Annotated in this window: 14 protein-coding genes and 1 tRNA gene; 6 read left to right on the forward strand and 9 right to left on the reverse strand. The window is 66.6% G+C overall.

The genetic code is table 11. The annotated features are described in order from the left end of the window. Positions 1–27 precede the first annotated feature (27 nt). Positions 28–390 carry a hypothetical protein gene (locus tag ABE546_RS02890; RefSeq protein ID WP_346462641.1) on the forward strand — a complete coding sequence of 121 codons (363 nt, stop codon included), beginning with the start codon at positions 28–30 and terminating at the stop codon, positions 388–390. Between the two features lie 5 nt (positions 391–395). Here the strand turns inward: ABE546_RS02890 and ABE546_RS02895 are convergent, their stop codons facing one another. Together ABE546_RS02895 and ABE546_RS02900 are read right to left on the reverse strand one after the other, a co-directional pair. Beyond that, positions 396–1079 carry a thermonuclease family protein gene (locus ABE546_RS02895; protein WP_346462702.1) on the reverse strand — a complete coding sequence of 228 codons (684 nt, stop codon included), beginning with the start codon at positions 1077–1079 and terminating at the stop codon, positions 396–398. A gap of 139 nt (positions 1080–1218) precedes the next feature. Next, positions 1219–2463 carry an MFS transporter gene (locus tag ABE546_RS02900; RefSeq protein ID WP_346462642.1) on the reverse strand — a complete coding sequence of 415 codons (1245 nt, stop codon included), beginning with the start codon at positions 2461–2463 and terminating at the stop codon, positions 1219–1221. A gap of 104 nt (positions 2464–2567) precedes the next feature. On the opposite strand from ABE546_RS02900, the gene ABE546_RS02905 reads away from it, so the two are divergent. After that, complete coding sequence (locus tag ABE546_RS02905) at positions 2568–3539, forward strand: AraC family transcriptional regulator (RefSeq protein WP_346462643.1); 972 nt, start codon at positions 2568–2570, stop codon at positions 3537–3539. A 29-nt stretch (positions 3540–3568) separates the two neighbouring features. On the opposite strand, the gene ABE546_RS02910 is transcribed toward ABE546_RS02905, so the two are convergent. Both ABE546_RS02910 and ABE546_RS02915 read right to left on the reverse strand, forming a co-directional pair. Beyond that, positions 3569–3658, reverse strand: a tRNA-Ser gene (locus ABE546_RS02910). Between the two features lie 154 nt (positions 3659–3812). Then, on the reverse strand, positions 3813–4805 hold the full coding sequence (locus ABE546_RS02915) for a LysR substrate-binding domain-containing protein (protein ID WP_019184298.1): 993 nt from the start codon (positions 4803–4805) through the stop codon (positions 3813–3815). Positions 4806–4928: 123 nt separating this feature from the next. Here ABE546_RS02915 and ABE546_RS02920 point away from each other — a divergent pair, with 123 nt between their 5' ends. Next, entirely contained in the window at positions 4929–5510 is a 582-nt protein-coding gene (locus ABE546_RS02920) for an NAD(P)H-dependent oxidoreductase (protein WP_346462644.1), read from the forward strand. A 103-nt stretch (positions 5511–5613) separates the two neighbouring features. Here ABE546_RS02920 and ABE546_RS02925 read toward each other — a convergent pair whose 3' ends face one another. Then, positions 5614–6267 (reverse strand): hypothetical protein, encoded by a 654-nt coding sequence (locus ABE546_RS02925; RefSeq protein ID WP_346462645.1) that lies wholly within the window; start codon positions 6265–6267, stop codon positions 5614–5616. Between the two features lie 320 nt (positions 6268–6587). Here ABE546_RS02925 and ABE546_RS02930 point away from each other — a divergent pair, with 320 nt between their 5' ends. Continuing rightward, positions 6588–6947 (forward strand): SH3 domain-containing protein, encoded by a 360-nt coding sequence (locus ABE546_RS02930; protein WP_346462646.1) that lies wholly within the window; start codon positions 6588–6590, stop codon positions 6945–6947. 125 nt (positions 6948–7072) lie between these two features. Here ABE546_RS02930 and serS read toward each other — a convergent pair whose 3' ends face one another. Continuing rightward, positions 7073–8353, reverse strand: a complete 1281-nt coding sequence (gene serS, locus ABE546_RS02935; protein ID WP_346462647.1) for a serine--tRNA ligase — start codon at positions 8351–8353, stop codon at positions 7073–7075. A 112-nt stretch (positions 8354–8465) separates the two neighbouring features. Between serS and ABE546_RS02940 the strand changes: the two genes are divergently transcribed. Both ABE546_RS02940 and ABE546_RS02945 read left to right on the forward strand, forming a co-directional pair. Next, positions 8466–9101 carry an energy transducer TonB gene (locus tag ABE546_RS02940; protein ID WP_313212492.1) on the forward strand — a complete coding sequence of 212 codons (636 nt, stop codon included), beginning with the start codon at positions 8466–8468 and terminating at the stop codon, positions 9099–9101. A gap of 172 nt (positions 9102–9273) precedes the next feature. After that, positions 9274–9828: an energy transducer TonB gene (locus ABE546_RS02945; RefSeq protein WP_346462703.1), complete on the forward strand. Its 555-nt coding sequence runs from the start codon at positions 9274–9276 to the stop codon at positions 9826–9828. Between the two features lie 162 nt (positions 9829–9990). Here ABE546_RS02945 and aroA read toward each other — a convergent pair whose 3' ends face one another. The 3 genes from aroA to serC form a co-directional block, all read right to left on the reverse strand. After that, positions 9991–11304: a 3-phosphoshikimate 1-carboxyvinyltransferase gene (aroA, locus tag ABE546_RS02950; RefSeq protein ID WP_313212490.1), complete on the reverse strand. Its 1314-nt coding sequence runs from the start codon at positions 11302–11304 to the stop codon at positions 9991–9993. Between the two features lie 117 nt (positions 11305–11421). Further along, complete coding sequence (gene pheA / locus ABE546_RS02955; RefSeq protein ID WP_346462648.1) at positions 11422–12618, reverse strand: prephenate dehydratase; 1197 nt, start codon at positions 12616–12618, stop codon at positions 11422–11424. 51 nt (positions 12619–12669) lie between these two features. Then, complete coding sequence (gene serC / locus ABE546_RS02960) at positions 12670–13755, reverse strand: 3-phosphoserine/phosphohydroxythreonine transaminase (RefSeq protein WP_346462649.1); 1086 nt, start codon at positions 13753–13755, stop codon at positions 12670–12672. Positions 13756–13957 lie beyond the last annotated feature (202 nt).

Raw genomic sequence — 13957 nt, forward strand, 5'->3', positions numbered from 1 at the left:
GCTGGATGTTCGTGCAGGAGAGCAACGATGCGGATGACGGGAAATCTTCTTGCAGCCAGTGCTGTCACGCTGAAGGTCGGCGTGGTGTTCTGGGTGCTGGTAGCCTGGCGGACGCCCGGCGGTGAGCCTTGGGACGCGCCTGCGTTCTGGACCGTCATCTATCCCATCGCACTGGGCATCGCTGCAGTGCTAGGCGCCTGTTTCCCCCGGAAGGCGTGGCTATGGGGACTGTTGCTCATGGCGCTGCAGGTGCCGGTGGTGGCCGTGATGTCCGGCGTTGGACCGTTGCTGCTGGCCGGGCTGGTATATGCCCTCGTCCTGGCCTTGCCGGCGATGGTGATCGCGGCAGCGGCGGGCGCGCTGCGTCGCCGCCTGTATGGGAGGGTTTGAGACGCTCAGCGCTTCGCCGGCTGCCACCCCGCTCGCAGTGCATCCGACGCGCTGCAGAACATGCGCTCGCCGTGGCTCAGGTCGATGCTCGTGCGCGCGTAGTCCCGCTGGCCGGGCACGTGGTAGATCTTCCTGCCTTCGCGGGAGATGTTGCCCTTGATGCGGCATCCGCCCGGCGCCGGCTGCGCGGCCACCGGGGCTTGTCGTGCCGTCTGCTCACGTTTGCTGCGACGATAGTCAGCTGGCATCTGGAACGTCCCCTGCCAGAGGTTCCGCTGGTGCTGGCGCGCGTCGGCTTCGTCTGCGATGAATGCCGTCGCGTATTGGCGATACGCGACCGCCCAACCGGCGCGCACCATCCGCTGATTGACCGACTGCCCCTGTACAAAGCACTCCGCCACCACCCGACCGTAGCGGTCCGTGTCCTTGGGCTGGCAACGAACCGTCTTGTCCAGCACATAGCCGTCCAGCGCAGCAGCGGACCGTCGGCCACAGGGCCAAGCACGTCCGTCGTTGGTGGTGCATTGCTGGGCGCTTTCCGGCGCATCGATGCCCCACAGGCGAATGCGCTGCTTCGCCACGATAAGGGTGTCCCCGTCCGTGACCGTCGCGCGGCCGACCAGCTGTGCTGCCACACCAGAAAACGACGCAGAAACCAAAAACACCACCACCAGACCTTTCACCACCATCAACAACAACGTCCTTCAAGTGCACGCTCGGGAGCGAGCGCCAGTTAAAACAAGGCCGAGCACTTTAGCGGAAGCGGAGACAGGACGCCGACTACATCGACAGTCCTTCACTCCCGACGTGCATTCCTGGTGTGGTCGCCTAGATATGAAACGCCGGACCTGCCGACAACGCCGACGAGCTCACCCTGACCCGGAACGCAATGAGCAGGCTGGCGAGGAGCATCACCGTCGCGGCAACAGTAAGGACTGCGACGATGCCTCCCAGTCCGAACACCAGGCCGCCCAAGGCGGCGCCCGCGGCGATGGAGGACTGCACTGCAGCGACCACCATCCCGCCGGCACTCTCAGCCTGATCGGGTACCGCACGGGCGACCCAGCTCGACCAGGCAACCGGCACGCCGCCGAAGGCCAGACCCCACAGTGCTACCAGGATCGACAGCCCACCGACGCCCACCGGCAACAGGAGCATGCCCAGCGCGGCTACGCCAACCAAGGCAGGCATGAGCACCAGCGTGACTTTCAGACTGCGCTCCATGAGCCAACCGGCCAAGAGAGTGCCAACGAAATTCGCCACACCGAACCCGAGCAGGATCAGCGCCAGGCCATCGGCGCTCATCTGCCCCAGGCTCTCCAACGTTGGGCGGATGTAAGTAAAGAGCGAGTACTGACCGGTGTGCGCCAGGACGCAGCCCAGCATGCCGACCGCAACGCCCGGACGGCGCAGGAGCGCCACCACCGACTCGGGGACAGCCGCCTGGCGCGGGGCCATCCGGGGCAGCGTGAACCACTGGAACGCAAACGTGAGTCCACCGACCGCCGTCGCCGCCCAAAAGGCGCTGCGCCAGCCCAGCAGCCCGCCGAGGTAGCTCCCCAACGGAACCGACACCACCGTGCCGACCGCAATCCCGCTGAAGATGATGGACAGCGCGCGAGGCACGCGCTGGGGCGGCACCAACCGCATGGCCACGGCCGCTGCCATGCTCCAGAAACCGCCCAGCGCGATGCCCAGAAGGACGCGCATCACCAGCAGGACCGCCATGCTGGACGACAACGCTACCAAGGCGTTGGAGAGGATCATCAGAGCCGTGAAACCCAACAGCACTAGGCGCCTGTCCATCGAACGGGTCAGCCGGGGCACAAGCAGGCCGGCGAACAGGGCCACAACAGCCGTGACCGTGACTGCTTGACCGGCCAGCGCCTCCGATACTCCAAGGTCCGCCGCCATCGGCGTCAACAGGCTGGCAGGCAGGTATTCCGCCGTGAGCAGCCCAAAGACACCCATGGCCAGCGAAAACACGGCCACCCATGCCGATGAAGACGGCTCCCCCCTACCCCTGTCCACAGAATCAAGCGCGGCTGCGGCCTCAACTACGTTATTGCTCATCACAGATCCCAGTGCATTCGTGCAGCCGAGAGTCTAGGGAGCCAGGTCAGGATGATCTATGATTGTTCAACCTGTATTTTTGATCGCAACCCCGGGCCGCCTCAGTGAGCCACGCTCCACACCCGTCCCAGTCCTCCGACCTGATCAGCGAGCTGCTGACCGGCATGCGGCTGCATGGCGTTCAATACCGACGCATCCAGACCGGGCCGACCTTTGGGCTTGGATTTCCGCCGAAGCCAGGCCATGCCTACTTCCATTACCTGGCCGTGGGCACTGCGATTCTTCGTGGCGCGGACGGCAGCCAATACCTTCTCTCCGCCGGGGATGTCGTGCTTCTTCCACGTGGAGACGGCCACGCGCTGCTGTCGGGCGAGGACCATCCCGTCCAGTGTCTGGAAACGATAGACGCCGCCCCACTGGGCGAGGCGGTGAGCGGGATAGACACGTGCCCGAGTACACATGCCGTGCCAAGCGCTGTGCTTTTCCACGGATGCATGGTGTTCGATCTGGGTGGCATGCAAGCGTTGAGCAAGGTGATGCCGGCGGTGATGCTGGCCGATGGCAACGCCACTCCGTTCACCGGGCTGTTGCCGATGGTCGACGCGATGAAGCGCGAGGTGTGCTCCGGACGCATTGGCTATGCAGGAATACTCGCCCGCCTCGCGGATGCAGTCGCCGCCATGATCGTCCGTGACTGGGTCGAGCGCGGTTGCGACGGAACTTCGGGCCTAGTCGTGGCCATGCGCGACCCTCGTCTGTCGCTGTCGTTGCTTGCCCTGCACAGACACCCTGGGCGTGACTGGACTGTCGAAGCACTGGCTGCGGAATCGAACATCTCGCGTTCGGTCTTTGCAGACCGGTTCCAGAGCGTCATTGGGACCGCGCCTCTGCGATACGTGACTGAGCTTCGCATGCAATTGGCGAGTCAATGGTTGAGCCAACAGAATCTATCCATCGAGGTAGTGGCAGAGCGTCTTGGCTACGCGTCGCAGGCTGCTTTCAGTCGGGCGTATAAGCGTGTCATGGGGCACTCGCCTGGCGCGACTCGGCGGGGTCGCGCCTTGGCCTCTCCGTAGGGGGCAGCGCAAGCCCTGTGTTCGAACATTGGCGGAGAGAGTGGGATTCGAACCCACGGAAGGAATGACCCTTCGCCGGTTTTCAAGACCGGTGCCTTAAACCGCTCGGCCATCTCTCCGTATCGGCAGCGCTTCCGCGCCCCGCGTGCCCAGGTCATTGCAACCCAGGCAACCGGTCGGGGCAGCGCCCCGTCCGGCATGGCTCCCCGGCATGGGCCGGGGGTCGCATTCTCGCATTTCAGGTGGGATTTGCCCACCCGCCAGCGGTCGGGCTCAGCCCGCATCCACCGCCAACGCACCCAGCGCACTGGCCTTGATCTTCTCCTTGGCCCGCTCGCACGCGCCACCGCAGTCCAGACGCGAAGCCTCCAGCTGCGGCGGCAGGTGCTCGGCCAGGAAGTCGATGAACACGCGCACCGCCGGCAGCAGACCGCGGCGGGAGGCGAAGACGGCGTGGCAGATGCCCTGCGGCAGCGACCAGTCCGGCAGCACTACTTCCAGTTCGCCATTGCGCACGGCGTCGGCACAGACGGTCTCCGGCAGCATGGTGATGCCGAAGCCGTCCTTGACCATGCTCTGCAGCAGCGGGAAATCGAAACCGGCCACGCGCGGCTGCAGGTCCACGCGGCGGACCGCGCCCTCGGGGCCGTGCAGTTCCCAGCGCTGACGGGCTTCGTCTTCGCTGATGCTCAGGGTGACGTGATTGGTCAGCTCGTCCGGGTCTTTCGGGCGGCCGGCGCGATCGAGGTACTTGGGGCTGGCCACCAGCAGTTCCTGCACCTGGCCGAAGCTGCGCATCACCAGGCTGCCATCGTCATCCAGGCGAGAGCGCACGCGCAGGGCGACGTCGTAGCCTTCGTTGATGATGTCCACGCGGCGGTTGCTGATGTTCAGCTGCAGCCGCACCTTGGGGTACTGCGCCAGGAAGATCGGCAGCAGCTTGGGCAGCTGCATCTGCGCGAGCGAGACCGGCACGCTGGCGCGGACGAGGCCACGTGGCTCGGCGCTGAGGCGGTCGACCACCTCACGCGCGGCCTGGGCCTCGGCGAGCATGGTCTGCGCGTGGCGATGCACGCTGGTACCGACGTCGGTCACCGCGAAGCGGCGCGTGGAGCGCTGCAGCAGGCGGACGCCCAGATCGGTTTCCAGCTGGCTGATACGGCGGCTCAGGCGGGATTTGGGGATGCCGAGCGCGCGTTCTGCTGCGGCGAAGCCACCATGATCCACCACCATGGCGAAGTAGTAGAGGTCGTTGAGGTCTTGCATACCGAAGTTCCAGATATAGAACAATACGTGGTATTCAACCACCTTTATTCCAAACAGGCAACAACCTAACCTGATCTCCGTCGGCGGCATCTACCGCCCCTCCCCCAGAATCAGGTGATTGCCATGAAGCTTCTTCACATCGACGCCAGCGTGCTTGGCGAAAACTCGGTCTCCCGCCAACTCTCCGCCGCCGTGGTCCAGCAGTGGCGCGACCAGGTCCCGGGCCTGGAGGTGAGCTACCGCGACCTCGACGCCCAGCCCGTTGCGCACCTGCGCAGCTCGTCCCTGGCCCAGTCCGACCCGGCCGAGGTAGCCGACGCCGAGCAGGTGCTGGAGCAGTTCCTGGCGGCCGACGTGGTTGTCATCGGCTCCCCAATGTACAACTTCAGCGTCGCCTCCACCCTCAAGGCGTGGATTGACCGCCTGGCCGTGGCCGGGCGCACCTTCAAGTACACCGAGAACGGCCCGGTGGGCCTGGCCGGCGGCAAGCGCGTGATCGTGGCAAGCAGCCGCGGCGGCCTGCACACCGGCGCCCCGACCGATTTCCAGGATCCGTACCTGCGCCAGGTCTTCGCCTTCTTCGGCATCGACAACGTCGAATTCGTGCGGGCCGAGGGCATCGCCTACTCGCCGCAGCACCGCACCGACGCGATTGCCCAGGCCCTGGCCGCGCTGCCGCAGCCGGAAGCACTCGCCGCAGCCTGATCCACGCGGGACCCACACCGTTCCCTCCCCCTCGTCGTGACGGTGTGGGTGTGGCAGAGATGGCCCCTTCCGGGGCCATCTTTTTTTTGAACGCGGCCCCGCCCTACTGGAGTTCGCAGTCGCGTGTCACCGGTGATCCCAGGATCATGCCGTTGCCCGTGCAGGCCGCGAGCACAGTGTCGCCTTTGCCGAGCGCGCCGGCCTCTTCCCTGGAGAGGCCGGAGATCATCACCTGGTTGACGCTTCCGGCCTTCAGCTGCACCTGCGGCTTATCCATCAGATCTGCCTGGATGCTGGCAACTTCACCTGAGATCAGCAGTCGCTTGCCTTTGTACAGGACGTCGGCGGCGACCTCATTGGCCTCGTAGTCCCGAGAGAGCTGGCGCGCCGTGATTTCGACAGGCGCGACGGGCGCGACCGCGGTGTCCTGCTGGCTACCCTTGTCCGCGTGGGTTTGGGCATCGGGGGCCGGCTGACTGATCGCGCTGACGGCGCCGGCGAATACCACGACGCCCACCAGGTAGACCACCGGGGAGGCGACAAGGGACAGCAGGAGCTGGGCGATGCCTTTGCCGGCGCCACCCTTGGACATCGCCACGACAGCCAGGATGAAGGCCACCAGATTGAGCGGCCAGCCGAGGAAGAGCCCGAGCCCCGGGAACGGGATCAGGAAGCACAGCCAGGCGATGCCCAGCATCAGCCACGCGGCGATGCCGGCGGGATTGGAGGATGGGAGGGGTGCAGCCGCTGTATTCACCGGGCGTCCTGTGGAAGTAGAGGTCGGTGCCCAGCCTGTTCGCTGTGTGCCGCAGGAAATGGGCGTCGATCACACCGCTACGTGCGGGCCGTGCGGGCCGCCACCGGATGCTCAATCCGCGAAGCCCCGTGCCTGCCGTCTCTGCGGCCCTCCACGCCGCGTGCCGCCCACTTGGCCGTCAACTTCTCCTACATTTCATCAAGGCGCTTTCTGATCTGCCTCTCTTCCTTTCTGGAAGCCGCACCGATGACGCAATCAACGCTGCAGCGTCGCGGGAATGGCCGCTAAGCTGGGGGCCCTTTGCACACAGCTGATTCCGCATGGATTACCGCGTCGTCCAGACCCACCGCAGTGAGTTCCCCCACCCGATCACCCTGCAGCCCGGCGATCCGCTGCAGGTCGGCGAGCGCTACCAGGGGCCCGAAGGCTGGGACAACTGGTATCTGTGCGAGACACCGGGCCAGGCTGCAGGCTGGGTACCGGCGCAGGTGATCGGCAGGAACGCGCAGGGCGATGCGATGGCGGCCGAGGCTTACTGTGCGCGCGAACTGGATGTGGACGTGGGCCAGCACGTGCGCGGTGAGCGCGTGCTCAACAGCTGGGTGTGGTGCGAGCTGGTTGGCGGCACCACGTCCGGCTGGGTGCCGCTGGGCGTGTTGGCGCCGATGACGGACGGGTAGAGCCACCCCATGGGTGGCTGCAGGTGATGCATGACCGGAACGGCAGCCACCCATGGGGTGGCTCTACCGGGCGCCAACAAAAAACCCGCCGTTCGGCGGGTTTCTTCATGCGTCACGGCGCTGGATCAGCCGATGACGTCCACGCCGCCCATGTAGGGCTTGAGCACGTCCGGCACGGTAATGCTGCCGTCGGCGTTCTGATAGTTCTCCATCACCGCGATCATCGCGCGGCCAACCGCCACGCCCGAACCGTTGAGCGTGTGCAGCAGCTCGGGCTTGCTGGTCTCCGGGTTGCGCCAGCGGGCCTGCATGCGACGGGCCTGGAAATCACCGCAGTTGGAGCACGAGGAAATCTCGCGGTAGGTGTCCTGCGAGGGCAGCCACACTTCCAGGTCATAGGTCTTGATGGCCGAGAAGCCCATGTCGCCGGTGCACAGCAGCACCTTGCGGTACGGCAGGCCGAGCTTTTCCAGCACGACTTCCGCACAGCGCGTCATGCGCTGGTGCTCTTCATCGCTCTGCGCCGGGGTGCACGCGGCGACCAGCTCCACCTTCTCGAACTGGTGCTGGCGGATCATGCCGCGCACGTCGCGGCCACCGCTGCCGGCTTCGGCACGGAAGCACAGCGAATGGGCGGTCATGCGCAGCGGCAGCTGCTCAGCGTCGATGATCTCATCGCGCACGATGTTGGTCAGCGGCACTTCCGAGGTCGGGATCAGGTAGCGCGTGGATTCGCCCACGGCCGTCTTGAACAGATCGTCCTCGAACTTCGGCAGCTGGCTGGTACCGCGCAGCGACTCGGCATTGACCAGGGCGGGCACGTTGGTTTCTTCATAGCCGTGCTCGCCGGTGTGCAGATCGAGCATGAACTGCGCCAGCGCGCGGTGCAGGCGCGCGATCGGGCCACGCAGCACGGTGAAGCGCGATCCGGACAGCTTGGCCGCGGTCTCGCCATCCAGCCAGCGGTTGCGGGCGCCGAGCTCGACGTGATCCAGCACCGGGAAATCGAACGCGCGCGGGGTGCCCCAGCGCTTCTGTTCGACATTCTCGGATTCATCCTTGCCGGCCGGCACATCCTCGGCGGGCAGGTTCGGAATGCCCAGCGCGATCGCTTCGATTTTCTCGCGCAGCGCATCCAGGGCCACTTCCGAGGCCTTCAGCTCATCGGCGAACGCGGCCACCTCGGCCATGATCGCCGAGACGTCTTCGCCCTTGGCCTTGGCCTGGCCGATGGCCTTGGAACGGCTGTTGCGCAGGCTCTGCAGCTCCTGCGTGCGCACCTGGATGCGCTTGCGATCGGCTTCCAGCGACTCCAGCCCGGAGACATCCAGCTCGAAACCGCGCGAGGTGCGCAGGCGTTCGGCAAGGTCGGCGGGCTGTTGGCGGAGCAGGGCTGGATCGAGCATGGCGGCAGAGGGGTCTACGGATTCGGAGGGGGATTATCGCCTGTTATGCGTTTTTCTGCCGCCGGTTCATCCCGGGCGTGGCAGAATCGCGGTGATCCATACGGTATGCCCCATGTCTGCTCCCCGCTCGACTTCTGGCAAGAACATCACCTTCCACCTGCCCCGCCGCAGCCTCGTGATCGCCGCGATCGCCTTCGGCGTGGGCCTGCTGTTGTTCCTGGTGGTATGGCTGAGCAGCCGCAACAACGACTTCTACAAAGCCGACCCGGCCGCGCAGACCCCCGCCCAGGTGGCCGAGGTGGTGCCGCTGCCCGAGCCGTTGGCCGCTGCCGCCGGCTCCAGCGACATGCCCGACGCCAAGGCCCCGCCGGTCAACGAGGAAAAGCCGCAGCTGGTGGAGACGGCCCCGCCGCCACCGCCGGCCGCCCCGGCTGCGCCCGCCGCACCCGCCGCGCCCACGGCCATGGCGCCGAGCGACCGCCCGCAGCCGATTGCTGACCAGTCGCCGCCGCCGAGTTACCCGCCGGCCGCCTTGCGTCGCGGTGACAGTGGAACGGTGGTGGTGCGCGTGGATGTGGATGCCACCGGCTATCCATCGGCCGTGACGTTGATCCAGCGCAGCGGTTCACGCGATCTTGACCGCGCAGCGTCCGATGCGGTGCGTCGCTGGCGTTTCCAGCCGGCGCAGAACAACGGTGTGCCAGTGCCTGGCAGCCTGGAAGTGCCGTTCGACTTCACGCCGCGGTGATTCATCGCCGCCACGTGCGGCGATTGTGCAACGGCTCAGGAAACTGAACCTCGATGGGAATGCAGTCGTCGCGTTGACGGTGCGCTGACACATCCGCAACCGTGTCCGGGCAAGACTGCGGGTGTCACATCGACACCAGGAGTCAGCCATGAGTGTTACCCATGCCCCGGACATGCCCCGCTCGCCGCATCATCAGCGCGACGTGATCGATGAGCCCGCCCATCGCCGTACGTCACCCTGGTTGTGGGTGGCGTTGATCGTCGCGATGTTCGCCGCTGCGCTGGTGTGGCTGCGTTATGCCACCCCGGGCGATACCAACGAGGCGCCGGTGGGCCAGCGCATGTTGCCCGCTACCGAGACCGCACCGGTGGCGACCACGCCGGCACCCGCTGCGCGCCAGGCCGCACCGGCCGCCGAGCAGCGCAAGGCGACGCCGGCCGTACGCAACCGTGAGGCCCGCCCGCTGGCGAGCAATGCCAAGCCGGTCTACCCGCGTACGGCGCTGCGCAGCGGCGTGCAGGGCAGCGTGGTGGCCAGCCTCAACGTGGATACCCGTGGCCAGGTGACCGACGCCAACATCGTGCAGCGCAGCGGTACGCGTGATCGCGATCTGGATCGTGCGGTGCTGACCACCGTGCGCGACTGGAAGTTCGAGCCGGCGATGAATAACGGCCGCGCAGTGGCGAGCGTGGTGCGCGTTCCGGTGGACTTCCGTACGGAGCGCTAAGCGGATGCACTGCGGCGGAAACGAAAAGGGAGGCCAATGGCCTCCCTTTTTTGTTGTGCGAAGCACCGCGTCCGCGCGAGGTCAAGGTAGTGCCGGGCGCTGCCCGGCAACCACGCATACCTGACATCTGGAAGCAGCAGCCCGGCAGAACCCGTCGCTACCTCAGCCGGCGCGAAGCCCGAAACCTGCACCGGTCGCCAGGCCATCGAAATCCGGGAAGGACGTCGCCACGTTGGCGATGTCATTGACCCGCACTTCGCCGCTGCTGAGCTGGCCGGCAATCGCGAAGGCCATCGCGATGCGGTGGTCGCCGTGGCTCTCGATGGTGCCGCTGCCAAGCACGGCGCCACCGTGGATCGTGGCGCCATCATCGGTTTCATCGACCTGCACGCCCAGCGTGCGCAGGCCCGTCGCCATTGCGGCCAGACGATCCGATTCCTTGACCCGCAATTCGGCCGCACCGCGCACCACGGTGTTGCCCTGTGCCGCCGCCGCCGCGACGAACAAGGCCGGGAACTCGTCGATCATGTCCGGCACCAGCGCTTCGGGAATCTCGGCGCCGTGCAGCGGCGCATGCCGCACCACCAGATCAGCCACCGCTTCCCCACCCTGCTCGGCATGGTTTTCTTCGGTAATGTCCGCGCCCATCAGGCGCAGCGCCGCGAGCAGCCCGGTACGGCGCGGGTTGAGGCCCACCGCACGCAGGCGCAGCTCGGAGCCTGGGATCACGCTCGCCGCCACCAGGAAGAACGCCGCCGAGGAGAAATCGGCCGGCACCACGATATCGGTCGGGCGCAGCCGCTGGCCGCCACGCAGGCGTGCCTTGCCCGGCGAAAACTCGATATCCACACCGAATGCACGCAGCATGCGTTCGCTGTAATCGCGGGTCGGGTGCGGCTCGGTGACAGACGTTTCGCCATCGGCATACAGACCGGCCAGCAGCACGGCGGATTTGACCTGCGCGCTGGCCACCGGCGAGGCGAATGCAATGCCGTGCAGCGTTTGGCCACCATGCACCCGCAGTGGCGGGGTGCCATCGGCCTCGGTATCGATCTTCGCACCCATCTCGGCCAGCGGACCGGTCACGCGGCGCATCGGGCGGCGCGACAGCGATTCGTCGCCGACCATCACCGAGTCAAACGGCTGTGCAGCCAGCAGCCCGGCCAGCAGACGCATGCCGGTGCCGGCATTGCCGCAATCCAGCGGGGCGCCCGGTGCCTTCAGGCCATCCACGCCGACGCCGTGCACGATGCGCTGCGAGGGCGACGGGGTGTCGATGCGCACGCCCATCTGCGAAAAGATCGCGGCGGTGGCGCGGGTGTCTTCGCCCTCCAGGAAGCCATCGATGCGCGACACGCCATCGGCCAGCGCGGCAAACATCACCGAGCGGTGCGAGACGGACTTGTCACCGGGAATGGTCAGGCTGCCCTGCAGGGGCTGGCCCTTGTGGGCGATCCAGTACGGAGATGCGGTCATCGGAAATCCTAGGGGGCGGGCCGCCGCAGCGGCGATGCAACGGTGTACGGGAGGGGCCACAGCGCCCACACGGGCGCCGGGCCGGGCGCAGCGCGCGAGGCGGCTGCGCCGTTCGGATCAGGGCACGGCGACCGGATAGGAGCCGAGGATCTTGATCTGCGCCGAGTGGGCTTTCAGTTCGGCCAGGGCCGCCTGCATCGCCTCGTCCTCGACATGGCCGGCCAGATCGATGAAGAAGCCGTACTCCCACTTGGCATTGTGCGAGGGGCGCGACTCGATCCGGTTCATGCTGATGCCATGCCGCGCGAACGGGCTGAGCACGTCGAACAGTGCACCGGGCTTGTCGTGGATGAACACCAGCACCGAGGTGCGGTCGTGGCCGGAGGTGGGGAAGATGTTGCGGCCGATGACCAGGAAGCGCGTGGTGTTGTCCGCATCGTTCTGGATCGGCTTGGTCACCACCTTCTTCAGGCCGTACACATGCCCGGCACTCTCGCCGCCGATCGCCGCGGCGTCATCGGCATTGCGGGCGCGGCGCGCGCCTTCGGCGTTGCTGGAGACCGGAATCTTCTCGGCCTTGGGCAGGTTGGCGCGCAGCCACGAGGAGGTCTGCATGAACGACTGCGGGTGGCCATACACGCGCTCGACATCCTCCAGCCGACCACTGCGCGACATCAGGTACTGCTGCACGCGCAGCTCCACTTCGCCACAGATCTTCAGGTTGGAGGTCAGGAACATGTCCAGGGTGATCTGGATGGTGCCCTGCCCCGAGTTCTCCACCGGCACCACGCCGAAATCGGCGTTGCCCGCTTCCACTTCCTGGAAGACTTCCTCGATGCTGGCCAGCGGCAGACCCAGCGCCGAGCGCCCGAAGTGCTTAAGCACGGCTTGCTGGCTGAAGGTGCCTTCCGGACCGAGGTAGCCGATCTTCAGCGGCTCCTGCTGGGCCAGGCAGGCCGACATGATTTCGCGGTAGACGTGGACCAGCACTTCATCGCTGAGCGGGCCCTCATTGCGGTCCACCACCATGCGCAGCACCTGCGCTTCGCGCTCGGGGCGGTAGTAATCCACGGCGGCAGCGAGCTTGCCCTTGGCCTTGCCGACCTGGTGGGCGAAGTTGGCGCGCTCGGCGATCAGCGCCTGGATGCTGCGGTCGATATGGTCGATCTTGGCGCGCACGTCCGACAGCACGGGCGCGGCAACGGCCGGCGCGGCATCGCGCTTGGCGGCCTTGGCCTTCTTCGCGGGGGCAGCCGCCTTGGGCGGGGTCGGCGCTGGCTTGGCAGCCTTGGGCTTGGCGGGTTTGGTGGCCATCTGGGTTCCAATTGCGGTGGGGCGGCGAGCGCCCCGGGAAAAACGAATGCGTCAGCCGTTGCGCTGCTGGAAATCGCGCATGAAGGCGGCCAGCGCCTGCGCGCCCTCCACCGGCATGGCGTTGTACAGCGAGGCGCGGATGCCGCCGACCGCCTTGTGGCCCTTCAGCGCCAGCAGGCCGGCCGCTTTGGATTCACTGACGAAACGCGCGTTGAGCGTGTCATCCGGCAGGAAGAACGGGATGTTCATGCGCGAGCGTGCGGCCGGGACGACTTCATTGCGGTAGAAGCCGCCGGACTGGTCGATCGCCCCGTAGATCAGGCCCGACTTGACCGCGTTGCGGCGGGCGAATTCTTCCACGCCGCCTTCGGCCAGCATCCACTGGAACACCAGCCCGGCCAGGTACCAGTTCCAGGTCGGCGGGGTGTTGAGCATGGAATCGCGCGCGACGTGCGAGCGGTAATCGAAGATGTCCGCACGCGGCTGGCCGCTGCGCTCGAGCAGGTCGCGGCGCACGATCACCACCGAGACGCCGACCGGGCCGAGGTTCTTCTGCGCGCCGGCATAGATCAGGCCGTACTGGCTGACATCCAGCGGCTCGCTGGCGATCGAGGAGCTGAAATCGGCGAACAGCGGCACGTCACCCACGTCCGGCGTGTCACGGAACTCGACGCCGTGGATGGTTTCGTTGGCGGTGATGTGCACGTAGGCCGCGTCATCGGAGAGCTGCCAACCGGCGCGCGCCGGGATGTCGTGGAAGCCATTGGCTTCGCTGCTCGCGGCGACGTTGACCGTGACGTAAGGGCTGACCTGCTTGATCGCGGTCTTGCCCCAGTGCCCGGTGAGCACGTAATCCACGGTCTGGCCGGGCTGGGCGAAGTTGAGTGCGAGCAGGGCCTGCTGGGTGGTCGCGCCACCGGCCAGGAACAGCACCGCGTAGTCGTCCGGGATGCCGATCAGACGACGCAGATCGGCCTCGGCCTGGGCGGCGACGGCCATGAACTCCGGGCCGCGGTGGCTCATTTCGACAATGGAGGCGCCCGCGCCGTTCCACTCCAACATCTCTTCCTGCGCCTGGCGCAGGACCGATTCCGGCAACGTTGCAGGGCCGGCACTGAAATTGAACGCGCGCGTCATGTCACACCTCTGGGGCAAGACCCCTAGTATGCCGCAGCGCACCAGCCTTTAGGCCTTGCAGGACAAGGCGAATTTGGTTGCAAACGAATCTATCCAGGGTCCGGCTGTCTGCCAGAGCCACCGCCATATGTCTGGAGGCGAGCCCCCTGAGTCAGGGGGCGCCGCGACGCGGCGGGGTCTGGAAGCAATGTCACGCGGGGGC

The sequence above is a fragment of the Stenotrophomonas sp. TWI377 genome (assembly GCF_039674525.1).
Taxonomy (GTDB): Bacteria; Pseudomonadota; Gammaproteobacteria; order Xanthomonadales; family Xanthomonadaceae; genus Stenotrophomonas.

Coding starts and splice junctions, on each gene's coding strand:
- ABE546_RS02890 (WP_346462641.1), top strand. CDS start 28: ATGCGGATGACGGGAAATCTTCTTGCAGCCAGTGCTGTCACGCTGAAG.
- ABE546_RS02895 (WP_346462702.1), bottom strand. CDS start 1,079: ATGGTGGTGAAAGGTCTGGTGGTGGTGTTTTTGGTTTCTGCGTCGTTT.
- ABE546_RS02900 (WP_346462642.1), bottom strand. CDS start 2,463: ATGAGCAATAACGTAGTTGAGGCCGCAGCCGCGCTTGATTCTGTGGAC.
- ABE546_RS02915 (WP_019184298.1), bottom strand. CDS start 4,805: ATGCAAGACCTCAACGACCTCTACTACTTCGCCATGGTGGTGGATCAT.
- ABE546_RS02920 (WP_346462644.1), top strand. CDS start 4,929: ATGAAGCTTCTTCACATCGACGCCAGCGTGCTTGGCGAAAACTCGGTC.
- ABE546_RS02930 (WP_346462646.1), top strand. CDS start 6,588: ATGGATTACCGCGTCGTCCAGACCCACCGCAGTGAGTTCCCCCACCCG.
- serS (WP_346462647.1), bottom strand. CDS start 8,353: ATGCTCGATCCAGCCCTGCTCCGCCAACAGCCCGCCGACCTTGCCGAA.
- ABE546_RS02940 (WP_313212492.1), top strand. CDS start 8,466: ATGTCTGCTCCCCGCTCGACTTCTGGCAAGAACATCACCTTCCACCTG.
- ABE546_RS02945 (WP_346462703.1), top strand. CDS start 9,274: ATGCCCCGCTCGCCGCATCATCAGCGCGACGTGATCGATGAGCCCGCC.
- aroA (WP_313212490.1), bottom strand. CDS start 11,304: ATGACCGCATCTCCGTACTGGATCGCCCACAAGGGCCAGCCCCTGCAG.
- pheA (WP_346462648.1), bottom strand. CDS start 12,618: ATGGCCACCAAACCCGCCAAGCCCAAGGCTGCCAAGCCAGCGCCGACC.
- serC (WP_346462649.1), bottom strand. CDS start 13,755: ATGACGCGCGCGTTCAATTTCAGTGCCGGCCCTGCAACGTTGCCGGAA.